The sequence below is a fragment of the Kitasatospora sp. NPDC058406 genome, assembly GCF_042722765.1.
Classification (GTDB): Bacteria; Actinomycetota; Actinomycetes; order Streptomycetales; family Streptomycetaceae; genus Kitasatospora.
Genome location: NZ_JBHXKE010000002.1, coordinates 51,531 through 77,629, shown reverse-complemented (window position 1 = coordinate 77,629; position 26,099 = coordinate 51,531). Strand labels below are relative to the sequence as shown.

At 72.6% G+C, this 26,099-nt stretch carries 25 protein-coding genes; 11 read left to right on the top strand and 14 right to left on the bottom strand.

The window, feature by feature from the left end; translation table 11 throughout:
- Positions 1–95: 95 nt before the first annotated feature.
- The 7 genes from ACFWOG_RS00875 to cobU all read right to left on the bottom strand — a co-directional run bounded on the left by ACFWOG_RS00875 (position 96) and on the right by cobU (position 9,203).
- Complete coding sequence (locus ACFWOG_RS00875; protein ID WP_329949897.1) at positions 96–611, bottom strand: DUF4240 domain-containing protein; 516 nt, start codon at positions 609–611, stop codon at positions 96–98.
- A 317-nt stretch (positions 612–928) separates the two neighbouring features.
- Complete coding sequence (gene sucB, locus ACFWOG_RS00870) at positions 929–2,752, bottom strand: 2-oxoglutarate dehydrogenase, E2 component, dihydrolipoamide succinyltransferase (protein ID WP_380353454.1); 1,824 nt, start codon at positions 2,750–2,752, stop codon at positions 929–931.
- Positions 2,753–2,810: 58 nt separating this feature from the next.
- Positions 2,811–4,217 (bottom strand): dihydrolipoyl dehydrogenase, encoded by a 1,407-nt coding sequence (lpdA, locus tag ACFWOG_RS00865; RefSeq protein WP_329881696.1) that lies wholly within the window; start codon positions 4,215–4,217, stop codon positions 2,811–2,813.
- Between the two features lie 471 nt (positions 4,218–4,688).
- Positions 4,689–6,191, bottom strand: coding sequence for a leucyl aminopeptidase (locus ACFWOG_RS00860; protein ID WP_380353450.1), 1,503 nt, complete (start codon positions 6,189–6,191; stop codon positions 4,689–4,691).
- A gap of 303 nt (positions 6,192–6,494) precedes the next feature.
- Entirely contained in the window at positions 6,495–7,340 is an 846-nt protein-coding gene (locus tag ACFWOG_RS00855) for an adenosylcobinamide-GDP ribazoletransferase (protein WP_380353448.1), read from the bottom strand.
- Positions 7,341–7,486: 146 nt separating this feature from the next.
- On the bottom strand, positions 7,487–8,602 hold the full coding sequence (locus ACFWOG_RS00850) for a nicotinate-nucleotide--dimethylbenzimidazole phosphoribosyltransferase (protein ID WP_380353445.1): 1,116 nt from the start codon (positions 8,600–8,602) through the stop codon (positions 7,487–7,489).
- A gap of 28 nt (positions 8,603–8,630) precedes the next feature.
- Positions 8,631–9,203, bottom strand: coding sequence for a bifunctional adenosylcobinamide kinase/adenosylcobinamide-phosphate guanylyltransferase (gene cobU / locus ACFWOG_RS00845; RefSeq protein ID WP_380353442.1), 573 nt, complete (start codon positions 9,201–9,203; stop codon positions 8,631–8,633).
- A gap of 121 nt (positions 9,204–9,324) precedes the next feature.
- Here cobU and ACFWOG_RS00840 point away from each other — a divergent pair, with 121 nt between their 5' ends.
- A complete protein-coding gene (locus ACFWOG_RS00840; RefSeq protein WP_329881691.1) occupies positions 9,325–9,528 on the top strand; it encodes a hypothetical protein in 204 nt (67 codons plus the stop codon).
- Positions 9,529–9,553: 25 nt separating this feature from the next.
- Here the strand turns inward: ACFWOG_RS00840 and ACFWOG_RS00835 are convergent, their stop codons facing one another.
- Positions 9,554–10,252: a class I SAM-dependent methyltransferase gene (locus ACFWOG_RS00835; RefSeq protein WP_329949916.1), complete on the bottom strand. Its 699-nt coding sequence runs from the start codon at positions 10,250–10,252 to the stop codon at positions 9,554–9,556.
- 215 nt (positions 10,253–10,467) lie between these two features.
- Positions 10,468–11,067, bottom strand: coding sequence for a DUF3043 domain-containing protein (locus ACFWOG_RS00830; RefSeq protein ID WP_329881690.1), 600 nt, complete (start codon positions 11,065–11,067; stop codon positions 10,468–10,470).
- Between the two features lie 301 nt (positions 11,068–11,368).
- On the opposite strand from ACFWOG_RS00830, the gene ACFWOG_RS00825 reads away from it, so the two are divergent.
- Together ACFWOG_RS00825 and ACFWOG_RS00820 are read left to right on the top strand one after the other, a co-directional pair.
- A complete protein-coding gene (locus ACFWOG_RS00825) occupies positions 11,369–12,172 on the top strand; it encodes a PspA/IM30 family protein (protein WP_329881689.1) in 804 nt (267 codons plus the stop codon).
- Between the two features lie 60 nt (positions 12,173–12,232).
- The gene (locus ACFWOG_RS00820; protein WP_329881688.1) at positions 12,233–12,526 is read left to right on the top strand and encodes a hypothetical protein; all 294 of its coding nucleotides are present in this window, start codon (positions 12,233–12,235) and stop codon (positions 12,524–12,526) included.
- 111 nt (positions 12,527–12,637) lie between these two features.
- Here the strand turns inward: ACFWOG_RS00820 and nadA are convergent, their stop codons facing one another.
- The gene (gene nadA / locus ACFWOG_RS00815) at positions 12,638–13,822 is read right to left on the bottom strand and encodes a quinolinate synthase NadA (protein WP_329881687.1); all 1,185 of its coding nucleotides are present in this window, start codon (positions 13,820–13,822) and stop codon (positions 12,638–12,640) included.
- A gap of 264 nt (positions 13,823–14,086) precedes the next feature.
- Here nadA and ACFWOG_RS00810 point away from each other — a divergent pair, with 264 nt between their 5' ends.
- The 3 genes from ACFWOG_RS00810 to ACFWOG_RS00800 all read left to right on the top strand — a co-directional run bounded on the left by ACFWOG_RS00810 (position 14,087) and on the right by ACFWOG_RS00800 (position 17,204).
- Entirely contained in the window at positions 14,087–15,010 is a 924-nt protein-coding gene (locus ACFWOG_RS00810; RefSeq protein WP_380353437.1) for an NADP-dependent oxidoreductase, read from the top strand.
- Positions 15,011–15,158: 148 nt separating this feature from the next.
- Positions 15,159–15,623: an Lrp/AsnC family transcriptional regulator gene (locus tag ACFWOG_RS00805; protein ID WP_329881685.1), complete on the top strand. Its 465-nt coding sequence runs from the start codon at positions 15,159–15,161 to the stop codon at positions 15,621–15,623.
- Between the two features lie 198 nt (positions 15,624–15,821).
- On the top strand, positions 15,822–17,204 hold the full coding sequence (locus ACFWOG_RS00800) for a pyridoxal-dependent decarboxylase (protein ID WP_329949891.1): 1,383 nt from the start codon (positions 15,822–15,824) through the stop codon (positions 17,202–17,204).
- A 49-nt stretch (positions 17,205–17,253) separates the two neighbouring features.
- Here the strand turns inward: ACFWOG_RS00800 and ACFWOG_RS00795 are convergent, their stop codons facing one another.
- Positions 17,254–18,123 (bottom strand): GNAT family N-acetyltransferase, encoded by an 870-nt coding sequence (locus ACFWOG_RS00795; protein ID WP_380353434.1) that lies wholly within the window; start codon positions 18,121–18,123, stop codon positions 17,254–17,256.
- Between the two features lie 246 nt (positions 18,124–18,369).
- Between ACFWOG_RS00795 and ACFWOG_RS00790 the strand changes: the two genes are divergently transcribed.
- Complete coding sequence (locus ACFWOG_RS00790) at positions 18,370–18,723, top strand: iron-sulfur cluster assembly accessory protein (protein ID WP_329881682.1); 354 nt, start codon at positions 18,370–18,372, stop codon at positions 18,721–18,723.
- A gap of 112 nt (positions 18,724–18,835) precedes the next feature.
- Here ACFWOG_RS00790 and ACFWOG_RS00785 read toward each other — a convergent pair whose 3' ends face one another.
- Together ACFWOG_RS00785 and ACFWOG_RS00780 are read right to left on the bottom strand one after the other, a co-directional pair.
- Complete coding sequence (locus ACFWOG_RS00785; protein WP_329949890.1) at positions 18,836–19,567, bottom strand: hypothetical protein; 732 nt, start codon at positions 19,565–19,567, stop codon at positions 18,836–18,838.
- 115 nt (positions 19,568–19,682) lie between these two features.
- Positions 19,683–19,901 (bottom strand): hypothetical protein, encoded by a 219-nt coding sequence (locus ACFWOG_RS00780; RefSeq protein ID WP_327676422.1) that lies wholly within the window; start codon positions 19,899–19,901, stop codon positions 19,683–19,685.
- Positions 19,902–20,152: 251 nt separating this feature from the next.
- On the opposite strand from ACFWOG_RS00780, the gene ACFWOG_RS00775 reads away from it, so the two are divergent.
- Positions 20,153–21,130 carry a carbohydrate kinase family protein gene (locus ACFWOG_RS00775; protein ID WP_329949889.1) on the top strand — a complete coding sequence of 326 codons (978 nt, stop codon included), beginning with the start codon at positions 20,153–20,155 and terminating at the stop codon, positions 21,128–21,130.
- On the opposite strand, the gene ACFWOG_RS00770 is transcribed toward ACFWOG_RS00775, so the two are convergent.
- Positions 21,123–22,700: a cysteine desulfurase/sulfurtransferase TusA family protein gene (locus ACFWOG_RS00770; protein WP_380353429.1), complete on the bottom strand. Its 1,578-nt coding sequence runs from the start codon at positions 22,698–22,700 to the stop codon at positions 21,123–21,125. The genes ACFWOG_RS00775 and ACFWOG_RS00770 overlap by 8 nt on opposite strands.
- Positions 22,701–22,936: 236 nt before the next feature.
- On the opposite strand from ACFWOG_RS00770, the gene coxB reads away from it, so the two are divergent.
- From coxB to ACFWOG_RS00755, 3 genes are read left to right on the top strand one after another with little or no spacing between them, the layout of a single operon-like run.
- Positions 22,937–23,791: a cytochrome c oxidase subunit II gene (coxB, locus tag ACFWOG_RS00765; protein WP_329949887.1), complete on the top strand. Its 855-nt coding sequence runs from the start codon at positions 22,937–22,939 to the stop codon at positions 23,789–23,791.
- Positions 23,788–25,563 carry a cytochrome c oxidase subunit I gene (ctaD, locus tag ACFWOG_RS00760; RefSeq protein ID WP_329881677.1) on the top strand — a complete coding sequence of 592 codons (1,776 nt, stop codon included), beginning with the start codon at positions 23,788–23,790 and terminating at the stop codon, positions 25,561–25,563. Before coxB ends, ctaD begins: the two co-directional genes overlap by 4 nt.
- Complete coding sequence (locus ACFWOG_RS00755; RefSeq protein WP_329949886.1) at positions 25,563–25,979, top strand: cytochrome c oxidase subunit 4; 417 nt, start codon at positions 25,563–25,565, stop codon at positions 25,977–25,979. The genes ctaD and ACFWOG_RS00755 overlap by 1 nt, the downstream gene beginning before the upstream one ends.
- Positions 25,980–26,099: the final 120 nt, after the last annotated feature.

Here is a 26,099-nt window from a genome sequence, read left to right as displayed (position 1 = left end):
GCCCGACCCCCCGGTGCTGCACCAGATCCTCACGGGCATCAACCAGGACCCCGGCGCGGCGGGCGGCTCCAACCCCTGACCCCCCGCCGCGGGGCTCAGTCCCCGTACCGCTCCCAGAGCTTGGGGAACCGTTTCGCCATGACGTCGGGGTCGTCGAAGTCCAGGGCGGCCCCGTACGGTCGTGCGGGCTGCCGCTCGCCCACCTCGGGCAGCGGCAGTCCGGTCAGCTGCTCGTACGCCTCGTCGGCGGCGTAGCCGAGGTCCTCGGCCTCGCCGTCCTCCTCCTCGTCGAACTCGGGCAGCAGGTCCGCCAGGTCGTCCGGTTCGTGCAGCCCGCCCTCGAACACGTCCCGGCCCTGGCCGATCAGCCAGCACCGGAAGTAGTCGAAGGTGTCCTCGGAGGCGCCGTCCAGCAACAGGTACGCCGCGCCCCACAGGTCGTGGCGGTAGGCGCGCTGGAACCGGGCCTCGAAGAGTCGCGCGAAATCGATCACGTCGTCCGGGGCCAGCTGGGCGAGCCGTTCCACCAGGCGTTCGGCCTGTTCGTCCGGATCGCCGTCGGAGGCTTCCCGGGTTTCGTCGATGATCTGCCAGAAGTCGGTCTCGTCCATCACCGCTCCAGCATCCCTGTTCCCCCGCACGTGCGCATGCGATGGTCGTGCAAATCACCCTGAACCACGCGAAAATCTCGAATCCGCGGGGAGATCCGTGGCCGCAGGCCGGTTTGCACCCGTCGGTGAGCACCGCCGGCGAGTACCCGTCGGCCCGAACCGTCCGGCGGGCACCCGTCGGTCCGCGCCCCCGGGAGGCACCCGCCGGCGAGCGGCTGCCGGGAGGCAGCACGGGGAGCGGCTCCGGGGAGCGCGGAACCCCGCGCCGTCCGGGGACGACGCGGGGTTCCGGTACCGCTGTGTACCTGCGGGGACCCTTACAGGCCGAGCTCGACCTCGAACTCGCCGGCCTCCAGGATCTCCTTGACGGCCACCAGGTAGCGGGCGGCGTCGGCGCCGTCCACCAGGCGGTGGTCGTAGGAGAGCGACAGGTAGGTCATGTCACGGATGCCGATGGCGGTGCCGCCGTCGGCCTCGATGACGACCGGGCGCTTGACGGTGGCGCCGATGCCCAGGATGGCCGCCTGGTTCGGCGGCACGATCACGGTGTCGAACAGCGCACCGCGCGAGCCGGTGTTGCTGATGGTGAAGGTCGCGCCGGACAGCTCGTCCGGGGTGATCTTGTTGCCGCGCACCTTGGTGGCCAGCTCCGCGGTCTTCTTGGAGATGCCGGCGATGTTGAGGTCGCCCGCACCCTTGATGACCGGGGTCATCAGACCCTTCTCGGAGTCCACCGCGATACCGATGTTCTCGGTGTCGAAGTAGGTGATGGTGCCCTCGGCGTCGTTGATCCGGGCGTTGACGACCGGGTTGGTCTTCAGCGCCTGGGCGGCGGCCTTGACGAAGAACGGCATCGGGGACAGCTTCACGCCCTCGCGGGCGAGGAAGCCTTCCTTGGCCCTTCCGCGCAGCGACATGATCTTGGTGACGTCGACCTCGACCACGCTGGTCAGCTGGGCCTGCTCGTGCAGGGCCTTCAGCATGTTGTCGCCGATGACCTTGCGCATGCGGGTCATCTTGACCGTCTGGCCGCGCAGCGGGGACGGCGCGGCGGCGGCGGCCTTCGGCGCGGCGGCCGGGGCGGCAGCGGCGACGGGGGCCGGAGCGGCCTTGGCAGCCTCGGCGGCGGCCAGGACGTCCTGCTTGCGGATGCGGCCGCCGACACCGGTACCGGTGACGGAGGCCAGCGCGACGCCCTGCTCGGCGGCGAGCTTGCGGACCAGCGGGGTGACGTAGGCGTCACCGGCGTCGGCCACCGGGGCGGCCGGCGCGGCCGGGGCCGGGGCAGCCGGAGCGGCGACCGGGGCAGCCGGGGCCGGAGCCGGGGCAGCCGGAGCGACCGGAGCCGGGGCAGCGACCGGAGCCGGAGCCGGGGCAGCCGGGGCAGCCGGGGCCGGAGCGGCGACCGGTGCGGCCGGAGCCGGGGCCGGAGCCGGGGCAGCCGGGGCGACGGGGGCCGGAGCCGGAGCAGCCGGAGCGGCGGCCGGAGCCGGGGCAGCACCCGCGGCACCGATCAGCGCGAGCTGGGCGCCGACCTCGGCGGTCTCGTCCTCGCCGACCAGGATCTTCACCAGGGTGCCGGCGATCGGCGACGGGATCTCGGTGTCGACCTTGTCGGTGGAGACCTCGAGCAGCGGCTCGTCGACCTCGACCGTGTCACCCTCGGCCTTCAGCCAGCGGGTGACGGTGCCCTCGGAGACCGACTCGCCCAGTGCGGGCAGCAGCACCGGGGTGGCGTCGCCGGCCGGGGCGGCCGGGGCGGCAGCCGGGGCCGGAGCGGCGGCCGGCGCCTCGGCGACCGGGGCCGGAGCAGCCTCGGCGGCCGGAGCAGCCTCGGCGACCGGAGCGGCCGGAGCCGGAGCGGCCTCGGCGACCGGGGCCGGAGCGGCCTCCGGGGCACCGGAGCCGTCGTCGATGATCGCGAGCTCGGCGCCGACGGCGACGGTCTCGTCCTCGCCGACCTTGATCGAGGCCAGGATGCCCGAGGCCGGGGCCGGGATCTCGGTGTCGACCTTGTCGGTGGAGACCTCGAGCAGCGGCTCGTCGACCTCCACGCGCTCACCCTCGGCCTTCAGCCAACGGGTGACGGTGCCCTCGGAAACGCTCTCGCCCAGCGCGGGCAGTGTTACTGAGACCGCCATGGTTTCAGCGACTCCTATCAAGTCTTGCGTACTGGAAGTTTGGGGGGGTGGGGCGCGATCAGTCGTGCGCGTGCAGCGGCTTGCCGGCCAGCGCCAGGTGCGCCTCGCCCAGAGCCTCGGACTGGGTCGGGTGCGCGTGGATGAGCTGCGCGACCTCGGCAGGCAGAGCTTCCCAGTTGTAGATCAGCTGAGCCTCTCCGACCTGCTCGCCCATCCGGGCGCCGACCATGTGGACGCCGACCACGGCGCCGTCCTTGACCTGGACGAGCTTGATCTCGCCGGCGGTCTTCAGGATCTTGCTCTTGCCGTTGCCGGCCAGGTTGTACTTGAGGGTGACGACCTTGTCCTTGCCGTACAGCTCGACGGCCTTGGCCTCGGAGATGCCGACGGAGGCCACCTCGGGGTTGGAGTAGGTCACGCGCGGGACGCCGTCGTAGTCGATCGGCACCGGCTTGAGGCCGGCCAGCCGCTCGGCGACCAGGATGCCCTCGGCGAAGCCGACGTGAGCCAGCTGCAGGGTCGGGGCGAGGTCGCCGACGGCCGAGATGGTCGGCACGTTGGTGCGCATGTACTCGTCGACGAGGACGTAGCCGCGGTCCATCGCGACGCCGTTCTCCTCGTAGCCGATGCCGGCCGAGACCGGGCCGCGGCCGATGGCGACGAGCAGCAGGTCGGCGTCGATCTGCTTGCCGTTCTCGGTGGAGACGCGCACACCGGTCTCGGTGTACTCGACGCCGGAGAAGCGGGCCTTCAGCTCGAACTTGATGCCACGCTTGCGGAAGGCGCGCTCCAGCAGCTTGGAGGAGTTCTCGTCCTCCAGCGGGACCAGGTGCGGCAGGGCCTCGACGATGGTGACCTCGACGCCGAACGACTTCCAGACCGAGGCGAACTCGACGCCGATCACGCCGCCGCCGAGGATGACGGCCGACTTCGGGATGCGGTCGAGCTTGAGGGCGTGGTCCGAGGAGATCACGCGGTTGCCGTCGATCTCCAGGCCCGGGATCGAGCGCGGCACGGAGCCGGTGGCCAGCACGATGTGGCGGCCCTCGACGCGCTGGCCGTTGACGTCCACCGAGGTCTGCGAGGAGAGCTTGCCCTCGCCCTGGATGAAGGTCACCTTGCGGGACGCCACCAGGCCCTGGAGACCCTTGTACAGGCCGGCGATGACGTCGTCCTTGTACTTGTGGACGCCGTTGATGTCGATGCCCTGGAAGGTGGCCAGCACACCGAACTCGGCGGCCTCCTTCGTCTCGTCGGCGATCTCGGCCGCGTGCAGCAGCGCCTTGGTCGGGATGCAGCCGCGGTGCAGGCAAGTGCCGCCGAGCTCACCCTTCTCGATCAGGGCGACGCTCAGGCCCAGCTGGGCGGCGCGGAGCGCCGCGGCGTAACCGCCGCTTCCGCCTCCGAGAATGACTACGTCGAAAACGGTGCTGGCGTCGTTCGCCACGTCACGTCCTCCATGCAATGGGGTGTGGATCGCCGGGCCGGTCACGGTCCGGTAGTTCGGAAGCCTTTGTGGGGCGCCCAGTCGTGCCGGAAATACATCTTCGCACTTGTTCGCGGCGGCTGATGTCCGGGTCCGCCCCAGGGGTGTCCCGAGGGGCGGTCGCAGGGGTGGGAGCACCCCGGACGGAGGGGCATCGTCGCAGCTCAGGGCGGTGTTGACAGCGGGCCCGACGGAGTCGTCCGAGCCTGCGGAGCGCCCGGTTCCGCAGTGCGGAACAAAGTTTCGCCCGCAGCGAACAGGGGTGCGGACTCCCCGTCGCGTCCCCTACCGGCCGGTAACCGACTCGGGCGCGAGGCTCGGCCGGACGAGGACCGTCGGACGGGGCCGCCGGACGAGGGCCGCCCGGTGGGGGAAAGCCGGACGGGGTCCGGCGCGCTCGCGCCGGACCCCGCCCCGCCTTCGTCCCGCGCCCGCGGGCGCCGGTGTCGGTCAGGCCTTGCCGCCCGCCGCCTTCTGCTCGGCGAAGCGGACCAGGGTGCGGACCGCGGTCGCGGTGCCGCCCTTGGGGGTGTAGCCGAACGGCGCGCCCTCGTGGAACGCCGGACCGGCGATGTCCAGGTGCGCCCAGTCGATGCCCTCGGCCACGAACTCCTTCAGGAAGAGCCCGGCCACCAGGCCGCCGCCCATCCGCTCGCCCATGTTGGCCAGGTCGGCGATGGTCGACTCGGTCATGCCCTTGCGCAGCTCGGGCGGCAGCGGCATCGGCCAGGACTGCTCGCCCACCTCGCCCGAGGCGGCGTGCAGGGTCGAGCGCAGCTCGTCGTTGTTGGCCATCACGCCGAAGGTGCGGCTGCCCAGCGCCAGCATCATCGCGCCGGTCAGCGTCGCCACGTCGACGATGACGTCCGGCTTCTCCTCGCCGGCCCGGACGATCGCGTCGGCCAGCACCAGGCGGCCCTCGGCGTCGGTGTTCAGGACCTCGACGGTCTTGCCGCCGTACATCCGCAGCACGTCACCCGGGCGGGTCGCCGAGCCGGACGGCATGTTCTCGGCGAGCGCCAGCCAGCCGGTGATGTTGACGGCCAGGCCGAGGCGCTTGGCGGAGACCACGGCGGCGAACACCGCGGCGGCACCGGCCATGTCGCACTTCATGGTCTCGTTGTGACCGGCCGGCTTCAGCGAGATGCCGCCCGAGTCGTAGGTGATGCCCTTGCCGACGAACGCCAGGCTCGCCTTGGCCTTCGGGTGGGTGTACGCCACCTTCACCAGCCGCGGCGGGTTGGTCGAGCCGTTGCCGACGCCCAGCAGGCCGCCGAAGCCGCCCTTGAGCAGCGCCTTCTCGTCCAGCACCTCGACCTTGAGGCCGTGCTCCTTGCCGGCCGCCTGGGCGATCGCGGCGAAGCCCTTCGGGTTCAGGTCGTTCGGCGCGGTGTTGACCAGGTCGCGGGCGCGGTTCATCTCCTCGCCGACGACGAGGGCGCGCTCGACGGCCGCCTTGGCGTCCTTGCTGCCCTTGCGGGTCGAGAGCAGGATCAGCTCGCCGACCGGCTCCTTGCCGCCGCCGCTCTTGTAGGTGCCGAACGCGTAGGCGCCGAGCAGGCCGCCCAGCGCGACCGCCTCGGTCTCCTCGGCCGACTCGGCCGGAAGGGCCAGCGCGGCCTTCTTGCTGCCGGCGAGGGCCCGTGCGGCGACACCGGCGGCGCGGCGCAGGGCCTCCAGCTCGTAGGAGCCCTCGGCGGCGTCACCGAGGCCGACCGCGAGCACGAGCGCGGCCTTCAGGCCGGCGGGGGAAGGCACCTTGACGGCCTCGCCCTCGGCGCCGGTCGCGCCCAGCGTGCTGAGGATCTCGGCCAGCTTGCCCTCGAACGCCTCGCTCACGGCCTCGGCGCCGGGGGCCAGCACAATGCCCTTGGGGCCCTTCGCGACACCGATCACCAGGGCGTCCGCACGCAGCGAGGCGGCGGAGGAGGTGCTCACAGACAATGCAGTCACGTAATGCGTCCTGTTCTTTCGCGGTCCACGGCCGGTCGCGGCGCGGGTGCCGCACCGGCGCAGCCCGGAACCGCCGGCCGGGCCGTCCGGCCGGCGCCCGCCGGACCCGGGGCCCCTGGCTGTGTGCCCCCGCCGGCTCCGCGGCGGACGCATACACCAGAGGCCCCGGCGCCCCAACGCGCGTCGGCCGGGCAGGACCTGCGACGGTGCAGGGCTGCGATGCTCCCCGCATGGTAGTCCGCATGCCGAGATCACGCGCCGCCCGGTGTACCGCCTCCGGGTGCCGGGGTTCCGGCCCCGTCCTCAGCCCGCCAGGGCGAGGACCAGCAGCGCACCGGTCGCGGCGGTCTCCGCCATCGCGCCGAGCACGTCGCCCGTGATCCCGCCGAAGCGTCGCACGCAGCGTCGCAGCAGGATCCAGGCGCAGCCCGCACCCGCGACAACGGCCAGCGGCAGTCGCAGGGATGACCATCCGTCAACGGCCCCGGCGGCCGCGGTCAGGAGCGCCGCCGCGGCGGTCGACAGCGCCGCCGCGGCCGGGGTCACCGTGCTCGCCACCATCGCACCGAGCCCGCCCGGGCGGGCGGCCGGCACCGACCGCAGGCATCCCCAGGTGAGCGCGCACCGCGCGGCCACGGCCGCGGCGAGCACCGCCAGCGCGCCGCGCAGGGGGGAGACCGCGAACTGCCCGGCGAGTGCGGCGACCTGCGCCAGCAGGACCAGCACCAGGGTGAGGACGCCGAACGGCCCGATGTCCGACTGCTTCATGATGCGCAGCGCGTCCTCGGCCGGCCGGCCGCTGCCCAGGCCGTCGGCGACGTCGGCGAGCCCGTCCAGGTGCAGTCCGCGGGTCAGTGCCGCCAGTACCCCGACGGCCGCGACCGCGCCGAGCGGGCCGCCCGCGCGCCAGGCCACCAGCGCCCCGGCGCCCGCGGCCGTCGTGCCGAGGACGAGTCCGACCAGGGGGGCGGCGAGCATCGCCCGGCCGCCCGCGGCCCGGTCCCAGCGCTCGACCCGGACCCGCAGGACCGACAGCGTCCCGAAGGCGAACCGCAGGCCGTCCACCCACCCGGCCCGCCCGTCCGGTTCCCGCTCGCCCGGCCCCTGTGCGCCCGGTCCCGGTGCGCCCGGTCCCCGCTCGTCCGTCATCGTCCGCGCCTCCACCGTGACCAGCCTCCCGCATTCCCCGGCGGTCCGCCCCCGCGCACGGCGAAGGCCCCCGGTCCGCCGGACCGTCGTCGTGGACGGCCGGCGGGCCGAGGGCCCGGGGCGTGTCTGACCGACTCCCGGCCGTCCTACAGCCGACCGAGCAGCTCCGCCGCCGACGGCAGCTTCGCCGGCTCCTTCGGTGCCGCCTGCACGAACGGCGCCGGCACCTTCTCCGCGAGCGTGTCCGACGCGGCCTGCAGCAACGGGAGCGCCATCAGCGCACCCACGCCCTCGCCCATGGTGATGCCCTGCTCCTGCAGCGGCGTCAGCGTCAGCCGGTCGTACGCCTTCGCCTGCGCCGGCTCGCCGCTGGACTGCCCGGCCCGCCACCACTCGGGCGCCCGGAACGCGATCCGCTGCGCGACCAGGGCGCACGCCGACGAGACCACGCCGTCCAGCACCACCGGCAGCTTCCGCACCGCGGCCTGCAGCAGGAACCCGGTGATCGCCGCGAAGTCCGCACCGCCGGTCGCACCGAGCAGTGCCAGCTGGTCGCCCAGCACCGGCCGGGCCCGCCGCAGCGAGTCCCGGACGGTCGCGCACTTGACCATCCACACCTTGTCGTCGACGCCCGAGCCGCGGCCGGTGACCGCCGCCGCGTCCGTCCCGCAGAGCGCGCCGACCAGCACCGCGGCGACGGTGGTCGCGCCGACCCCGAGGTCGCCCAGCACCACCAGGTCGGTCCCGGCGTCGGCCTCCTCGTCGGCGACGGCGATCCCGGCCCGGAACGCCTTGACGGTCTCCTCCGGGCTGAGCGCGTCCTCGACGTCGATCCGCCCGGAACCGCGCCGCACCCGGTGGGCGGTCACGTCGTCGGGGAAGTCGGCGGGGTCCGCGTCGACCGCGACGTCGACCACCCGTACCTCGGCACCGAACCGCCGGGCGAGCAGGGCGACGGGCGCGGTGCCGTCGAGGACGGCCCGGACGCGCGCCGCCGTACCGCCCTGGGCCGGCAGCCGGGAGACGCCGAGGGCCGCCACCCCGTGGTCGGCGGCGAACAGCACCACCTTGGGGGCCGAGAGCGGCCGCACGGGGGAGCGCCCCTGCACGGACGACAGCCAGGCGCCCAGCTCCTCCAGCTTGCCGAGGCCGTTGCGCGGCCGGTCCAGCTCCTGCCAGCGCTCCTCGGCGGCGCGCCGGGCACTCTCGTCGGGGCGTTCGACGAGCGAGGAGAACGTATCGAGATCCACGGTCGTGTCCATCGTCCGGAAGGCTACACGCCGCAGGTGTTCAGCCGACGGGCGGCTTGACGGTGAGCACCTGCCCGGCCACCACCAGGAGCACGCGCTCGGACGCGTCGGCGACCGCCATGTTGAGCCGGCCCAGGGTGTCGCGGAACCGGCGTCCGGCGGCGGTGGCCGGGACGACCCCCATGCCGACCTCGTTGCTGACCGCCACCACCGGCCGACCGGTCGCGGCCCACGCCGCGGCCAGCGCGTCGCAGCGGGCCTGCACCGCCGCCTCGCCCCCGTCGGCCCAGACCCGGTCGTCCCAGGCGCCGCACTCGTCCATGACGGAGGTGAGCCAGAGCGCCAGGCAGTCGATCAGCACCGGCGCCGGGTCGGCGGCGTCCGCCAGCACCGCCTCCAGCGCGCAGGTCTCGGCGGTGCGCCAGCTCGCCGGCCGCCGGTCCCGGTGCAGCGCCACCCGCTGGGCCCACTCGGCGTCCCCGTCGCGGGTGCCGCCGGTGGCCACGTACAGCACGTCCCCGTACGGGGCGAGCAGCTGCTCGGCCCTGGTCGACTTGCCGGACCGGGCGCCGCCGAGGAGGAGCGTGCGGGGCAGCGGGACGTCATCAGTCATGCGCCCCATCCTCTCCCACCGCGCATACCGAAGATCCTGGTGGGCAACCTGAGGACTTAGGCTGCGCAGCACAAGCGCGTCATCAGCGATCGGCAGTGATCGCCAGTGGGAGGAGCCGGGCATGGTCTGGACGTGGCGGTACGAGAAGACGGACGGCACCGCGGTGGCCCCGGGCGACGGCCAGGTGGAGGAGTTCGCCGGCCAGGGGGACGCCGAGACCTGGATCGGGGAGGCCTGGAAGCAGCTGGCCGAGGACGGCGTGGACACCGCCGTGCTGCTGGACGACGGCCGTGAGATCTACTCGATGAGCCTGCACGAGGGCTGAGGCCCGGGGGTGACGGCTCCGGGAGCTACTTCATCCCGATGACGTGGAGCAACGCGGCGACCTGCCGGTAGGGGTCGGTCCGGCCGGCGAGCTCCTCGGCCTCCAGCAGCTGGGCGAGCTGCCGGCCGTCGACCGGCGGCGCCGCGTCGTCGGGCGCGTTGTCGGTGAAGACCCGGACGCCGTACCAGTGCCGCAGCGGTACGGACACCTCGGAGAGGGTCACCGCGAGGTCGGTGATCCGGTCGGCGCGGGCCGCCAGCCCGAGCCGGTTGTAGTACCGGTCGCTCTCGAAAGCGTGCAGGGCGGCCCGCCAGTCACCGGCGGCGGCGGGCCGCAGGGCCAGCGCGTCGCGGTTGCGGACCAGCAGCGAGAGCAGCCCGCCGGGCGCGAGCAGCCGGGCGAGCGAGGCGATCATCGGATCGGGGTCCGGGAGGTACGTCAGGACGCCGTGGCAGAGCACGACGTCGAAGCTGCGGGCGCCGAACCAGCGTCCGCACTGGTGGCCGTCGCCGATGAGCAGCTGGATCCGGTCGCGGACCTCGTCCGGCTCCTCGGCCAGGGCCCCCTGGGCGACGCCGAGCGCGTCCGGGTCGGAGTCGATGCCGGTGACGTAGTGGCCGGCCCTGGCCAGCCGCAGTGCCTGGGTGCCCTGACCGCAGCCGATGTCGAGGACGCGCTGGGCGCTGCGCCCGGCGAGCTGCTCGGCGAGCTGCCGGGCGACCATCTCCTGCCGGACGAGGTTGCGCAGGGTGCCGAGGCGCTCCAGCCAGTGGCCGGTGCCGCCGGCGAAGGAGCCGCTGCGCGAGGGCAGCCGGCGCTCGTGGCCGGCCCGCTCCTGGGCGAACCGGTCGTGGCCGCCGTCGCCCTGCCCCGGGAGCGCGTAGAGGCCGGGCCCGTCCCAGACGGGAGGGGCCCAGCCGGAGTCCACCGGTTCGGCGGTCAGGGCTTCTCTCCGCGCCGCACCTGCGGCTTGGGCAGCCGCAGCCGGCGCATCTGCAGGATGCGCATCAGGCCGTAGGCGACCGCGCCGCGGGTGTTCTGCCCGGCGAACCGCTCGGCCAGCTGCTTGCGCAGACCGAAGCCGAGCCGGACGAAGTCCAGGATCACCAGGACGAAGAAGAGCAGGAACAGCACCGTGGAGAGCAGCTGGAGGGCCTGCACCTTGACGATGCTGAGGACCAGGATGAGGACCGCGGCGGGGAGGAAGAACTCGGCGAGCGACCAGCGGGCGTCGACGTAGTCCCGGGTGAACTTGCGCACCGGGCCCTTGTCGCGGGCCGGCAGGTGGCGCTCGTCGCCCTCCAGCAGCGCGGTGCGCTGCTTCTCGCGCTCGGCGCGCATCCGCTCGCGGGCCTGTCGGGAGGCCTCCTTGCGGTCCTTGGGCACGGTCACGCGGGTACGCCGGTGGGCTTCGGCCTCACTGCGCTTGGGCGTGGGCCGGCCCTTCTTCGCCTGCGGATCGCGGGGCTGGGTCGTCTCGTCCTGCTTCTCCAGCACGGCGGCGGAGGCAGCGGCATCATCTGAACGGCGTCGGAACACACCACCAGCGTACGGGGTGCGGGGCGGCTTCTTCCGATGTCCTCGGACCCAAACGCATATCGATCGGGTCCGATAGCCGGTCGGTACGGGTTTCCCGGGGGTTTCCCGTAGGGGATCACTCCGCCGACCGGAGCGTGGGACTAGGACGGTATCCACCCCGCGGAGGAGGCCGTACGGGGGTCGGCTGTAGCAGGCTTGTTGCAGGCAGGTGCACTGCGGCGACGGGCTCGCTGCACATACACTCGTCGTGTCTGGTAACGAGATAGAGACCGCAGGCCGGAGAAGGGGGCACCCGAGGCCCATGAGCGACGGAATCATGAAGCGTATGGGGCTGATCTTCCGCTCCAAGGCGAACAAGGCCTTGGACCGCGCGGAAGACCCGCGAGAGACGCTCGACTATTCGTACCAGAAGCAGCTTGAGCTGCTGCAGAAGGTGCGACGGGGCGTCGCGGACGTGGCCACCTCGCGCAAGCGTCTGGAGCTCCAGCTGACCCAGCTGCAGCAGCAGTCGGCGAAGTACGAGGACCAGGGCCGCAAGGCGCTCTCGCTCGGCCGGGAGGACCTCGCCCGCGAGGCGCTGACCCGCAAGTCGAACATGCAGTCCCAGATCAACGACCTGCAGACGCAGTACCAGCAGCTGCAGGCCGAGGAGGAGAAGCTCACGCTCGCCTCCCAGCGGCTGCAGGCCAAGGTGGACGCCTTCCGCACCAAGAAGGAGACCATCAAGGCCACCTACACCGCGGCCCAGGCGCAGACCCGGATCGCCGAGTCCTTCTCCGGTATCTCGGAGGAGATGGGCGACGTGGGCCTGGCCATCCAGCGGGCCGAGGACAAGACCGCCCAGATGCAGGCCCGGGCCGGTGCGATCGACGAGCTGCTGGCCTCCGGCGCGCTCGACGACGCCAGCGGTCTCGGCCGCAAGGACGACATCGAGGCCGAGCTGGAGCGCGTGGCCGGCGGTTCCGACGTCGAGCTGGAGCTGGCCCGGATGAAGGCCGAGCTGACCGGTGGCTCCCCGGCCTCCGGCCCGCAGGCCATCGAGCAGGGCCGTCCGCAGGACGCGGCCCCCCAGCAGGACTCCCCGCGCATCAACTACAACAAGTGATCTGAGCTCCACCCCGGAACACCTTCGGGAACATTCCCCAGGAACAGGGAGACGCACGGCATGATCATGAGGGTCATGGGTGAGGGGCAGTTCCAGGTGGGCGAGACCCATCTGAACCGCCTCAACGAGCTCGACGACGAGCTCCTCACCGCACTGGAGTCGGGGGACGAGGAACACTTCCGCCGGGCGCTCGGTGAGCTGCTCGGCGCGGTGAAACAGTTCGGCACCCCACTGCCGGACGACTCCCTGGAGCCGTCCGACCTGATCCTCCCGGATGCCGATGCGACGATCGACGAGGTCCGGCAGTTGCTGCGGGACGAAGGTGACGGCCTGATCCCGGGAGTTTCCGGATAGCCGCCGTCTCCGCGCCAGACACCAGGGCGGGCCCCCTCCACCAGGGAGGGGGCCCGCCCGTCTGCGGTCCCGCACCGGCCGGCCGCGACCGGGAGCGGTACGGCGGGCCCGCTAGGGCAGGGCCAGCATCCGGTCCAGCGCCGCCTTGGCGTACTTCTCGGTCTCCGGGTCGACCCGGATCACGTTCGGCACCCGGCCCTCGACCAGCGACTCCAGCGCCCAGACGAGGTGCGGCAGGTCGATCCGGTTCATGGTGGAGCAGAAGCAGACCGCCCGGTCGAGGAAGACGATCTCCTTGTCCGGGTGCGCCTTGGCGAGCCGGCGGACCAGGTTCAGCTCGGTGCCGATGGCCCACTTGGTGCCGGGCTCGGCGGCGTCCAGCGCCTTGATGATGTACTCGGTCGAGCCCACCATGTCGGCCGCCGCGACGACCTCGTGCTTGCACTCCGGGTGCACCAGGACGGTGACGCCGGGGATCCGGGTGCGGACGTCGTTCACCGAGTCCAGGCTGAACCGGCCGTGCACCGAGCAGTGGCCGCGCCAGAGGATCATCTTCGCGTCGCGCAGCTGCTCGGCGGTGAGGCCGCCGTTCGGCCGGTGCGGGTTGTAGACGACGCAGTCGTCCAGCGAGAAGCCCATGTCCCGCACCGCGGTGTTCCGACCGAGGTGCTGGTCGGGCAGGAATAGCACCTTCTGGCCCTGCTCGAAGGCCCACTCCAGGGCCCGCTTCGCGTTGGAGGAGGTGCAGATGGTGCCGCCGTGCCGGCCGGTGAAGGCCTTGATGTCGGCGGAGGAGTTCATGTACGAGACCGGGACGGTGACGTCGGCTATGCCGGCGTCGGTCAGCGCGTCCCAGCACTCGGCGACCTGCTCGGCGGTGGCCATGTCGGCCATCGAGCAGCCGGCCGCGAGGTCCGGCAGCACGACCTGCTGGGCGTCGCCGGTGAGGATGTCGGCCGACTCGGCCATGAAGTGCACGCCGCAGAAGACGATGTACTCGGCCTCCGGGCGGGCCGCCGCGTCGCGGGCGAGCTTGAAGGAGTCGCCGGTGACGTCGGCGAACTCGATCACCTCGTCGCGCTGGTAGTGGTGGCCCAGGATGAAGACGCGGTCGCCGAGCGCGGCCTTGGCCGCGCGGGCGCGCTGGACGAGGTTCGGGTCGGAGGCCGGTGGGAGGTCGCCGGGGCACTCGACGCCGCGCTCGCTGTTCGGGTCGGCCTCGCGGCCGAGCAGCAGCAGAGCGAGCGGCGTCGGAGTGGGGTCGACGCCGTAGGTCTCGGTGATGGTGGTGGTCACGGGCGAGTGCCCTTCTGTGCGGCCGATCGGGCGTGCAGCCTTTTCGTCTATCTGACGCAATCTATGATAACCGGTTAGCGTCAGAGTGACGATGGCCGTCCTGGCGATGTGACGAGAACCGCTTGCCGGTTCGGAGCGCCGCGGGGGGTGCGCGGTGCGTGAGAGACGGGTGCGCGGTGGGCGCGCGGTGCGGCCGGAGGGAAGTTGCGACCCGGTCCGGCGTGGCCGAGCCGGGATCCGGCCGGACCGCGTTTGGCTGGGTGCATGAAGGCAATCGCGATCCGCCGCTACGGCGGCCCCGAGGCGGTGGAGTACACCGACCTCCCGGACCCGAAGGTCGGCCCGGACTCGGTACTGGTGCAGGTCAGGGCGGCCGGGGTGAACCCGGTGGACTGGAAGGTGCGGGACGGCAGGCTGGACGGTCTGCTCGACGCGCACTTCCCGCTGGTGATGGGCTGGGACGCGGCCGGGGTGGTGCGCGCGGTCGGCGGCGGGGTCACCGAGTTCGCTCCCGGCGACGAGGTCTACGGCTACGTCCGCAAGGACGCGGTCGAGCACGGGACCTACGCGGAACTCGTCGCCGCGCCCGTCCGCACCCTGGCCCGCAAGCCGGCCGCGCTGGACTGGGCGCAGGCCGGCGGACTGCCACTGGCCGGGCTCACCGCCCTCCAGGCCCTGCGGGCGGTCGGCGTGAGCGCGGGTGACACCGTGCTGGTGCACGCCGCCGCGGGCGGGGTCGGCCACCTCGCCGTCCAGCTCGCCCGGGCCGCCGGCGCCCGGGTGATCGGCACCGCGGGCGAGCGCAACCACGCCTACCTGCGCGGTCTCGGCGCCGAGCCGGTGGCCCACGGCGAGGGCCTGGCGGACCGGGTCCGCGCGCTGGCGCCGGAGGGCGTGGACGCCGCGCTGGACCTGGTCGGCGGCGACGCCGTCGAGGTCTCGGCCGGTCTGGTCGCGGATCCGGCGCGGATCGCCTCGGTCGCCGACTTCGGCGTGAAGGCGCGCGGGGGTCACTACGTCTGGGTCCGTCCGGACGCCGCCGGGCTGGCCGAGCTGGCCGAGCTCGCCGACGAGGGGCGGCTGACCGTGACCGTCGCGTCCACGTTCCCGCTGGCCCAGGCCGCCTCGGCCCAGGCGCTCAGCGCGGAGGGCCGGACCCGGGGCAAGATCGTGCTGCTGGTGGACTGAGGCGCCGGGGCCGGTCGACCGAAGCCCGTCATCTGCGAGCGGTGGACTCGGTCCTGTCATCCGCCAGAATGGTGCAGAACCGTTTCGGCGGGCCGTTGTCGCCCCGCCCCCGTCCCCGATGCCGCACGACCCGTGGAGCCCCGCACCGATGAGCAGCAGCCGAGCGCACGAGACGGTCGGGGCCTCCCTGGACGAGACCGACCGCCTGCTCCTCGCCCGGCTGGCCCGCGACGGCCGCGCCTCGTACGCCGAGATCGGGCTGTCGGTGAACCTCTCCGCCACCGCGGTCCGCCGCCGGATCGACCGGCTGCGGGCGCGCGGGGTGGTCCGCGGTTTCACCGTGGTGCTCGACCCCTCCGTCCTCGGCTGGCAGACGGAGGCGTTCGTCGAGGTCTACTGCCGCGAGCGGACCGCGCCCGAGGAGATCCTGGCCAGCCTGCGCCAGTTCCCCGAGGTGATCGCCGCCTGGACGGTCACCGGCGACCCGGACGCCCTGGTCCACCTGCGCGCCGCCGACATGCGCCATCTGGAGGCGGTCATCGAGCGGATCCGCCGGGAGCCCGGCGTCCAGCGCAGCCGCTCCTCCGTCGTCCTCTCCCAGCTCATCGGCTGACCTCCGGACGGCCCGGTCCGGCCCTGCGCAGGAATCCTGCGCGGGGCACGTCGAAGACGCCCGAAACCTGCCTGACCGGCCGCGTTCCGACGCGCGGCGCAGGCCCCGCGCTGCCTACGCTGATCACGTCCGGCAGAACGGTGCCCGTTCCCGTGCCGTCGGGCCCTCCCCGACCCCCCACAGCCGAGAGGGACACCCGTGTCCGCAGCACCCGACCGCATGCACCGGCCCGACAGCGACCTGGTCGACCTGGTTTTCGACTACATGCGCGACCGTCTGCAGTACGACCCCGTCCCGCTCGACCACCCCGGCGACGGGGAGCACCTGCGCACCCAGCTGTCCGGCCTGATCAACCGGGACGGCAACGACCCGGCCGACGTGCTCAAGCTGTACGACCACGAGCTCTCCCGCGCGGTGATCTCCGCCGACAGCCCGCGCTACCTGTCGTTCATCCCGTGCGCCCCGACCAAGGCCGCGCTGCTCTTCGACATGGTCGTCTCCTGCGCCTCGCTCCAGGGCATCTCCTGGCTGGAGGCGGCCGGCGCCATCGCCGCCGAGAACCAGGTGCTGCGACTGATCGCGGACCGCGCGGGCATGCCCGGATCGGCCGGCGGCACCTTCGTCTCCGGCGGCTCGGCCGGCAACCTCTCCGCCCTCGTCGTCGCCCGCGACACCGCCCGCCGCCGCCTCGCCGAGCAGGGGCTGCCCAGCGGGCCCGAGGTGCGGCTGCGGATCGCCGTCGCCGACCAGGTGCACTCCTCGGTCAAGAACACCTTCAACATCATCGGCGTCGAGGCCTTCAAGGTCCCGACCGTGAACCGCCGGTTCACCGGCGAGGCGCTGCGCACCGCCCTGGCCGCCGACCCGAACCCCGAGACCGTGATCGCGGTCGTCGGCACCGCCGGCACCACCAACGAGGGCATCGTCGACGACCTCCAGGGCCTCTCCGAGGTCGCCCGCGAGCGCGACCTGTGGTTCCACGTGGACGGCGCCTACGGTGGCGCGGGCCTCTTCGCCCCCTCCGTGCGCGCCCGCTACGACGGCATCGAGCACGCCGACTCCTTCGTGGTGGACCCGCACAAGTGGCTGTTCGCCCCGTTCGACTGCGCCGCGCTGATCTACCGCAACCCCCAGCTCGCCCGCGCCGTGCACACCCAGGACGCCTCCTACCTGGACGTGCTGCACACCGAGGGCGACGAGTGGAACCCGACCGACTACGCCTACCACCTGACCCGGCGGGCCCGCGGCCTGCCGCTCTGGTTCTCGCTCGCCGTGCACGGTGTCCAGGCGTACACCGACGCCATCGAGGCCGGCCTCGAACTGGCCCGGGACACCGCGCAGCTGATCCGCGACACCGAGCACCTGGAGCTGCTGTTCGACCCGCAGCTCTCCGCCGTCTGCTTCAAGCGGACCGGCTGGACCAACGCCGACTACTACCGCTGGTCGCAGCAACTGCTCGCGGACCAGATCGGTTTCGTCACCCCCACCGGCTGGGACGGCGAGACGGTCGCCCGGTTCGCCTTCCTGCACCCCGGGACCACCATGGAGATGGTCCGCGAGATCCTGGACACGATGAGCTGAGGTCACGCTCGCCGAGCCCCCGCCGGGCCTGCCCGGCGGGGGCTCGGCGTCACAGCAGCGCGCCGTTCGGCAGGTACGGCGCCGGCGGGCGCATCCCGCGCAGGCCCAGGTAGCCGCGGGTCTCCAGGGTCAGGCCCAGTTCCAGCCCGACGTCCAGCGCCCACTCCTGCTCGGCGGTCAGGTGGTCCACCCGGGCCTCCGTGCCGTCCGGCACCCGGGCGAGTGCCTCGCGCAGCAACCGGACGGCGATCCGCTTCGAGGACGCCGCCAGCAGCCTGATCTCGCCGCCGTCCCGGTAGCAGTAGCCGCTGCCCGCCAGCGCGTCCGCGACCAGCAGCTCCTCGCAGTGCGCCAGCATCAGCTCGTGGTCCGGGCCGTGCGCGGCGCCGCGCAGCCGCCGGTCCACCGAATCCAGCAGGTGCCGGTGCGAGGCGTTGCCCGGGTGCACCGGGATGTCCCCGGGATCGAGCAGCCCGGCCCGGTCCACCTTGCCGGTCAGCCGCATCGCCGGGTGCAGGGTGAACCCCGCCAGCCGGTAGCGGCGGGCGGCCGCCGGGGACGGCGGGGCGCAGAGCATCCCGCGCAGGCAGCCCCGCCCGTACGCGGCGGCCCGCTCCAGCAGCAGCCGGCCCACCCCCCGGCCCTGTGCCCCCGGCACCACCGCGAAGAGGGCCAGCACCCACACCCCCTCGCGGCGCAGCGACAGCACCGTGCCGATCGGCTCGCCGCCGATCTCTGCCAGCCAGCAGCCCTGCGGGTCGGTGCGGACGAGATGTCTGGTCCGGGCCAGCGGCAGGACCGGGGAGCGGGTCCGGTCACCGGCCCCGGGGGAGTCGGGCAGCGAGGCGGCGGCGGCGCGGGCGATGTGCTGGACGACCTCCGCGTCGGCGGCGGTGTCCTGGACCAGGCGCAGGATCATGGCGTCCATCCTGGCGGCCCGGGTGTCGCCGCGGGGCCGGTTCGCCGGGATCGGACCGTTCGGGCGGTGACCGTTCGCCCCGCCGGTGTGCGAGCATGGGGAGCGTAGGGGAGCGGCTGGCACACCCGGCCCACGGAAACCCCGCCGCCACGAACCAGTCGAAGACGTTCGCCGTCCGGGAAATGAATCCGGGCGGTTGTCGGTTGGTACTGGCGGCAGACCGTCGTCAAGACCGGGAGAAAGCAGATGACCGTCCAGGACGAGACCACCGTAGAGAGTGGCATCCTCCTCACCGACGCCGCCGCGGGCAAGGTCAAGGCCCTGCTGGAGCAGGAAGGCCGCGAGGACCTCGCACTTCGGGTCGCCGTCCAGCCCGGTGGCTGCTCCGGCCTGCGTTACCAGCTGTTCTTCGACGAGCGCTCGCTCGACGGCGACGTCCTCAAGGACTTCGACGGTGTCAAGGTCGTCACCGACCGGATGAGCGCCCCGTACCTGGGCGGCGCCACCGTCGACTTCGTCGACACCATCGAGAAGCAGGGCTTCACGATCGACAACCCGAACGCCACGGGCTCCTGCGCCTGCGGCGACTCGTTCAACTAGTCGTCCGAATTCGTTCGGTCGATGATCTGAACGAAGGCGGCCCCGGGACTCCCGGGGCCGCCTTCGTCGTGTCTGCGGGAACGTTTCCGCAGAGGGTGCGCGGGGTCTTCCGCTACGGGGTGCCGGCGATCTCCGGTCCGACCGGCTCCGCCCCGACGTGCGGGTCGGCCTCCAGCGGCACCTCACGGCCGGTCGCCAGGTCCGTCACCGTGCGGCCCTGCAGGGGCTGCTTCAGGTCGGAGACCACCGTCTGCCGCTTGGCCAGATCGGCGCAGGCCTGCCCGGCCGGGACCGGGGCCGCGACGGTCACCCGGATGTCGACCCGGCCCGGGTGCGACTCGTCGGCCTTGAGCGCGTACCGCTGGCAGATCCCGCCGTAGAACCAGACCGTCAGCCTGTTGCCGTCCACCCGGTAGGTGATCGCCGGGTGCACCTGCGAGCCGTTGGGCGGCGGCTCGCCGACCGCGATGCCGTTGCCGCCGGGGGGAGTCTGCGCCGGGGTCGGCGTCAGCGCCGGTGCCGGGGTGGTGGTGGCCGGTGGCGGACTGGCCGGCCGCGGATCGGGGGTGGTCGCCGTGGGATCGGCCGGCGGGGTGGTCACCGGCGCCGGGGCCGACGGGGAAGCCGGGGCCGACCCGGGCGCCGACGGGGTCTCGGCGGTGCCCGCCGCGGGAGGGGCGGGCGCGCTCGCCGAGGGCGCCGCGGTACCGGAGGCCGCCGCGTCCGAACCCGACTTCGCTCCGTCGCCGCACCCGGCCAGCACCGTCGCCGCCGCCAGTACCAGACCCGCCAGTGTCACCGCGCGTGCCCGGCCGGAACGCCGGGGCATCGTCTCCAGATCCATCTGTACTTCCTCCCGAGGGCTCAGCGGCGCGCCTCCGGGGCCGCACCGCGCCGATGTGACGTGCGCCGGACGAATCCGGTTCCCGTCCGAGCCCGGCGGGTGCTCCGGCAGGGGCCTACAGCCCGTACTCGGGCATCCCCGCGACCAGCCGCTGGGTCCGCGAGGGGACCCTGAGCGCCGCCCGGGCGGGTGCGGCGTCCTGCGGACCGGTCGCCAGCAGCGGCCAGAACCGCCTCAGTCGCCGCGAGGAGTCCACCAGCGCGTCCAGCGAGTCGCCGTCCGCGTCGCCGAGCAGGGCGGGCGGGACCCGCAGCGGGTGGTGACTGGGCATCATCGGCCATCACTTCCGATCCACCGGTGCCGTGACGGGGGTGCCACGGGCCTGGGCGGGGCCGGGAACGGCCCCCTGTCTGCGACCCTAGGCCGGTCGTCCGGCCCCCACCAGAGCTACCGGTTGGTAGTACACCGTAGGGGGCGGAGGGTGCCGCCGAAGGCGTTCTTGCTGGCTCCCGCCCCCTGCCGGGTACCGTGAGTGGGTTCACCCACCGCCCTTCCACGGCCCTGCCGCCCTTCTGAGGAGACCCCGTGCGTATCGCCGTCGCCGGCTCGATCGCGACCGACCACCTGATGACCTTCCCGGGCCGGTTCGCCGACCAGCTCGTCGCCGAGCAGCTGCACACCGTGTCGCTGTCCTTCCTGGTCGACACCCTGGACATCCGCCGCGGCGGTGTCGCGCCCAACATCGCGTTCGGGATGGGCGTCCTGGGCCTGCGCCCGGTCCTGGTCGGCGCGGCCGGCGCGGACTTCGCGGAGTACCGCAGCTGGCTGGAGCGCAACAACGTGGACTGCCGGTCCGTCCACATCTCCGAGACCCGGCACACCGCGCGCTTCATGTGCACCACGGACGAGGACCACAACCAGATCGCGTCGTTCTACACCGGCGCCATGGCGGAGGCCCGCAACATCGAGCTCAAGCCGATCGCCGACCGGGTCGGCGGCCTGGACCTGGTCCTGATCGGCGCGGACGACCCGCAGGCGATGGTCCGCCACACCCAGGAGTGCCGCACCCGCGGCTACGCCTTCGCGGCCGACCCCTCCCAGCAGCTGGCCCGCCTCGACGGCCACGACATCCGCCAGATCGTCGACGGCGCCGCGTACCTCTTCACCAACGAGTACGAGGCCGCGCTGATCGAGACCAAGACCGGCTGGGACGCCGACGAGATCCTCGGCCGGGTCGGCACCCGGATCACCACCCTCGGCAGCAAGGGCGTCCGGATCGACCGCAAGGGCGAGACCCCGATCGTGGTCGGCTGCGCGCCCGAGAACAGCAAGACCGACCCGACCGGCGTCGGCGACGCCTTCCGGGCCGGTTTCCTGGCCGGCCTCTCCTGGGGGCTGGAGCTGGAGCGCGCCGCCCAGCTCGGCTGCATGCTCGCCACCCTGGTCATCGAGACCGTCGGCACCCAGGAGTACGAGCTGCGCCCGACCGCGTTCCTGGAGCGCTTCGAGGGCGCCTACGGCGCCGAGGCGGCCGCCGACGTCCGGGCGCACCTGGTCAAGTAGTCCGCCGCACCAGGTAGGCCACGCCCCGGTCGCCGCCGTACTCGGCGGCCGGGGCCTCGCCCAGGTACTCCTGCCCGCGCATCCCGCACCAGGCGGGTACGTCCAGCCGGGCCGCCTCGTCGTCCGCCAGCACCGCGACCGTCCCGCCCAGGGGGACTCCGCCGATCCGCCTGGCCAGCTCGATGACGGGCAGCGGGCAGCGCTTGCCGAGGGCGTCGAGGACGGTCGTCCCCCCGGCCGCGTGCGGATCCCCGCCCGCGTCCGGCTCCCCGGCCGGACCCGAGGGCCCGGACTCCGGCGCGCGCTCCGGGGGCAGCGTCAGGTCCAGCCCCAGCGGGGCGCGGACACCGGCCACCAGCCCGGGCAGCACGGTCAGGAAGCGCTCGACGTCCGCCTCCGCCGCGCCGAACGGCAGCGAGACCCGGACGTTCCCCTCGGTGAGGACGCCCATGGCGGCCAGGACGTGGCTGGGGGTCAGCGTGGACGAACTGCAGGAGGAGCCGGAGGAGACCGCGAACCCGGCCCGGTCCAGCTCGGTCAGCAGCACCTCGCCGTCCACGTACAGACAGGAGAAGGTGACGACGTGCGGCAGCCGCCGCACCGGGTCGCCCACCACCTCCACCTCGGGCACCAGCTGCGGCACCCGGGTCCGGATCCGTTCGACCAGCGCGTGCAGGCGGGCGTTCTCCCGGTCCGCCTCGGCCCGTACCGCGCGCAGGGAGGCCGCCGCGGCCACGATCGCCGGCACGTTGACGTACCCCGGGACCCTGCCGCCCTCGCGCTCGTCGGCGGGCAGCGGCGAGGAGTACCGGACGCCCTTGCGCACCGCGAGCACCCCGACCCCGGCAGGTCCGCCCCACTTGTGCGCGGAGGCGGCCAGCAGCGACCAGCCGCCCGGCACGTCCACCCGCCCGGCGCTCTGCGCGGCGTCCACCAGCAGCGGCACGTCCCCGCACACCTCGGCCACCTCGGCGACCGGCTGGACGGTGCCGACCTCGTGGTTGGCGGACTGCAGCACGGCGAGCGCGGTGTCCGGCCGCAGCGCCGCCGCGAACCCCCCGGGGGCGGCCCGGCCGTACCGGTCCACCGGGACGACCGAGACCTCGCCACCGGCGGCCTCGTGCCGTTCCGCGGCGTGCAGCACGCCGGAGTGCTCGACGGCCGAGTGCACCAGGTGTCCGCCGCGGCGCCGGTTCCCGGCCAGGGCGCCCAGCACACCGAGGTGCACCGCCTGGGTCCCGCTCGCGGTGAAGGCGATCTCGTCGGCCCGGCAGCCGAGGACCCCGGCCACCGTCTCGCGGGCGGCGTCCAGGAGCATCCGGGCCTGCCGCCCGGACCGGTAGAGCCGGGCGGGGTCGGCCCACCCCTCGTCCAGGGCGGCGGTCAGCGCCTGCCGCGCGACGGGGTGGAGCGGTGCGGTGGAGGCCACGTCGAAGTACACGGTCACATTTAACGACACTCCCGGGTGTATTCCGGCGTGCCCCGGGTGCTTACCGACCGTCAGTCGATCACCCCGAATGTCCGAATAGTCCACGTCCGACGGACTGTCACGTACGTCGTCCGAGGTCATCCCCCGATCGGGCGTACGGACCCCTAATGCCTAGGATGACCTGCGGCGCAGCCCCTGCCGGGCCTGATCGGGTGTCCGGGCGGCGCGTTACCGGGACCTGCCCGTCAGCAGCGCATAAGGCTGGAGTAGGGTTTGGCCCGCATAAGCATTCAAACCGTGCCCGTGGTCGGGTCGCCGGGAGGCAGCAACCTCTCCGGGGCGACGCGAAGGCGGGCGAGACTTCGGGAAGGCGCTACGTGAGTCCCAACGGCTCCGACCGCTCGCCGCGGCGCACGATGCGGCGGAAGCTGCCTCAGGCGCTGGCACTGGGCCTCGTCATCGCGACCGCCACCGGCTGCTCGGCCAACGACCTCCCCAGGCTTGGCCTCCCGAGTCCCGTCACCGAGGAAGGGCCCCTGGTCCTCCACATGTGGCAGGGCTCCTGGATCGCGGCGCTGGTGGTCGGCGTACTGATGTGGGGTCTGATCATCTGGAGCGTGATCTTCCACCGGCGCAGCCGCACCGGCGTGCAGGTCCCTCCGCAGACCCGGTACAACGTGCCCATCGAGGCGCTCTACACCGCGGTCCCCATCATCATCGTGTCGGTCCTCTTCTACTTCGTCGCCCGCGACGAGTCGAAGCTGATCGCCGTCTCCGAGAAGCCGCAGCACACCGTCAACGTGGTGGGCTTCCAGTGGAGCTGGGCGTTCAACTACGAGAACACCGAGAACCCCGACCCGGCCAACCAGGACGCGGCGTACGACGTGGGCACCCCGCAGGCGGCGCCGACCCTGTACCTGCCGGTCAACGAGACGGTGCAGTTCCGCCTCACCTCTCGTGACGTCATCCACGACTTCTGGCCCATCAACTTCCTGATGAAGATGGACGTCGTGCCGGGCGTGGTGAACAAGTTCGAGGTCACCCCGACCGTCAAGGGTGAATACATGGGCAAGTGCGCCGAGCTCTGCGGCGTCGACCACTCGCGCATGCTGTTCAACGTGAAGGTCGTCGACCGTGCCGAGTACGACCTTCACCTGAAGGAGCTCCGGGCCAAGGGGCAGACCGGCGCGGTGCCCTCCGGCATCACGACCATGGGAAGTGAAGAGAAGTGACCATCCTCAACGAGCCCGCCGCGGCCGGCGGGGGCGCCGGGGCCGTCACGGTCGGGGCGCAGCGGACCCGGAAGCCGGGTTCCACCATCATCAAGTGGCTGACCACCACTGACCACAAGACGATCGGCACCCTCTACCTGGGCACGTCGTTCGCCTTCTTCCTGATCGGTGGCGTCCTCGCCCTGGTCATGCGCGCCGAGCTCGCTCGTCCCGGGACCCAGATCCTGTCGAACGAGCAGTTCAACCAGGCGTTCACCATGCACGGCACGGTCATGCTGCTGATGTTCGCGACGCCGCTCTTCGCCGGCTTCGCGAACTGGATCATGCCGCTCCAGATCGGTGCCCCGGACGTCGCGTTCCCGCGTCTGAACATGTTCGCCTACTGGCTGTACCTGTTCGGCTCGCTGATCGCCGTCGCCGGCTTCATCACCCCGCAGGGCGCCGCCGACTTCGGCTGGTTCGCCTACGCGCCGCTGTCGGACGCGGTCCGCTCGCCGGGCATCGGCGCCGACATGTGGATCATGGGTCTGGCCTTCTCCGGCTTCGGCACGATCCTCGGTGCGGTCAACTTCATCACCACGATCATCTGCATGCGCGCGCCCGGCATGACGATGTTCCGGATGTCGATCTTCGTCTGGAACGTCCTGCTGACCGCCGTGCTGGTCCTGCTGGCCTTCCCGGTGCTGGCCGCCGCGCTGTTCGCCCTGGAGGCGGACCGCAAGTTCGGGGCCCACGTCTTCGACCCGGCGAACGGCGGGGCGCTGCTCTGGCAGCACCTGTTCTGGTTCTTCGGTCACCCCGAGGTGTACATCATCGCGCTGCCGTTCTTCGGCATCGTGTCCGAGGTCATCCCGGTCTTCAGCCGCAAGCCGATGTTCGGCTACTCCGGCCTGATCGCGGCCACCATCGCGATCGCCGGTCTGTCCGTGACGGTGTGGGCCCACCACATGTACGTCACCGGCCAAGTGCTTCTGCCGTTCTTCTCGTTCATGACCTTCCTGATCGCGGTCCCGACCGGTGTGAAGTTCTTCAACTGGGTCGGCACCATGTGGAAGGGCTCGCTGAGCTTCGAGACCCCGATGCTCTGGACGGTCGGCTTCCTGGTGACCTTCCTCTTCGGTGGTCTGACCGGTGTCCTGCTGGCCTCCCCGCCGATCGACTTCCACGTCTCGGACTCGTACTTCGTCGTCGCCCACTTCCACTACGTGGTCTTCGGCACCGTCGTCTTCGCGATGTTCGCCGGCTTCCACTTCTGGTGGCCGAAGATGACCGGCAAGATGCTGGACGAGCGCCTCGGCAAGATCACCTTCTGGACGCTGTTCATCGGCTTCCACACCACCTTCCTGGTGCAGCACTGGCTCGGCGCGGAGGGCATGCCCCGCCGCTACGCCGACTACCTGGCGGCCGACGGGTTCACCACCCTGAACACCGTGTCGACCATCGGCTCCTTCCTGCTCGGCCTGTCGATCCTGCCGTTCCTCTACAACGTCTGGAAGACCGCCAAGTACGGGGAGAAGATCGAGGTCGACGACCCGTGGGGCTACGGCCGTTCGCTGGAGTGGGCGACCTCCTGCCCGCCGCCGCGGCACAACTTCCTCACGCTGCCCCGGATCCGCTCGGAATCCCCGGCCTTCGACCTCCACCACCCGGAGATCGCGGCGCTGGACTACCTCGAGAACCACGGTGAGCCGGCCAAGCACCTCGCCGGTGTGACCCCGGCGAAGTACGACGCCCCGCAGCTGGGCAAGGGCAAGAAGGGTGGGGACGCCTGATGAAGGAACAGGGCAAGATCTTCCTGGGCCTGGCGGTCTTCGTGCTGGCCATGGCCATCACCTACGGGCTGTGGACCAACAGCTCGGACACCGGCATCGAGGCGGCGGGCACCACCGCGCTGTTCCTCGCCTTCGCCCTCTGCGCCTTCATCGGGTACTACCTCGCCTTCACCGCCCGCCGGGTGGACAGCGGCGCGGGTGACAACCCCGAGGCCGAGGTCGCGGACGACTCCGGCGAGCTGGGCTTCTTCGCCCCGCACAGCTGGCAGCCGCTCTCGCTGGCGATCGGTGGCGCACTGGCCTTCCTCGGTGTGATCTTCGGCTGGTGGCTGCTGTACTGGTCGATCCCGGTGATCCTGATCGGCCTCTTCGGCTGGGTCTTCGAGTTCTACCGCGGCGAGAACCAGAACCAGTAGGTCCCCGCCACTCGCACAGGGCCGGGCATCCCGCACGGGATGCCCGGCCCCGTTGCGTCCCCGGAGTGACGGGCTCACCCTCCCGGCGCAACGGCGCGCCGCCCGGATGTCGCTCGGCCG

Coding starts and splice junctions, on each gene's coding strand:
- ACFWOG_RS00875 (WP_329949897.1), bottom strand. CDS start 611: ATGGACGAGACCGACTTCTGGCAGATCATCGACGAAACCCGGGAAGCC.
- sucB (WP_380353454.1), bottom strand. CDS start 2,752: ATGGCGGTCTCAGTAACACTGCCCGCGCTGGGCGAGAGCGTTTCCGAG.
- ACFWOG_RS00855 (WP_380353448.1), bottom strand. CDS start 7,340: ATGACGGACGAGCGGGGACCGGGCGCACCGGGACCGGGCGCACAGGGG.
- ACFWOG_RS00850 (WP_380353445.1), bottom strand. CDS start 8,602: ATGGACACGACCGTGGATCTCGATACGTTCTCCTCGCTCGTCGAACGC.
- cobU (WP_380353442.1), bottom strand. CDS start 9,203: ATGACTGATGACGTCCCGCTGCCCCGCACGCTCCTCCTCGGCGGCGCC.
- ACFWOG_RS00840 (WP_329881691.1), top strand. CDS start 9,325: ATGGTCTGGACGTGGCGGTACGAGAAGACGGACGGCACCGCGGTGGCC.
- ACFWOG_RS00835 (WP_329949916.1), bottom strand. CDS start 10,252: ATGGTCGCCCGGCAGCTCGCCGAGCAGCTCGCCGGGCGCAGCGCCCAG.
- ACFWOG_RS00825 (WP_329881689.1), top strand. CDS start 11,369: ATGAGCGACGGAATCATGAAGCGTATGGGGCTGATCTTCCGCTCCAAG.
- ACFWOG_RS00820 (WP_329881688.1), top strand. CDS start 12,233: ATGATCATGAGGGTCATGGGTGAGGGGCAGTTCCAGGTGGGCGAGACC.
- ACFWOG_RS00810 (WP_380353437.1), top strand. CDS start 14,087: ATGAAGGCAATCGCGATCCGCCGCTACGGCGGCCCCGAGGCGGTGGAG.
- ACFWOG_RS00805 (WP_329881685.1), top strand. CDS start 15,159: ATGAGCAGCAGCCGAGCGCACGAGACGGTCGGGGCCTCCCTGGACGAG.
- ACFWOG_RS00795 (WP_380353434.1), bottom strand. CDS start 18,123: ATGATCCTGCGCCTGGTCCAGGACACCGCCGCCGACGCGGAGGTCGTC.
- ACFWOG_RS00790 (WP_329881682.1), top strand. CDS start 18,370: ATGACCGTCCAGGACGAGACCACCGTAGAGAGTGGCATCCTCCTCACC.
- ACFWOG_RS00785 (WP_329949890.1), bottom strand. CDS start 19,567: ATGGATCTGGAGACGATGCCCCGGCGTTCCGGCCGGGCACGCGCGGTG.
- ACFWOG_RS00780 (WP_327676422.1), bottom strand. CDS start 19,901: ATGATGCCCAGTCACCACCCGCTGCGGGTCCCGCCCGCCCTGCTCGGC.
- ACFWOG_RS00770 (WP_380353429.1), bottom strand. CDS start 22,700: ATGACCTCGGACGACGTACGTGACAGTCCGTCGGACGTGGACTATTCG.
- ACFWOG_RS00755 (WP_329949886.1), top strand. CDS start 25,563: ATGAAGGAACAGGGCAAGATCTTCCTGGGCCTGGCGGTCTTCGTGCTG.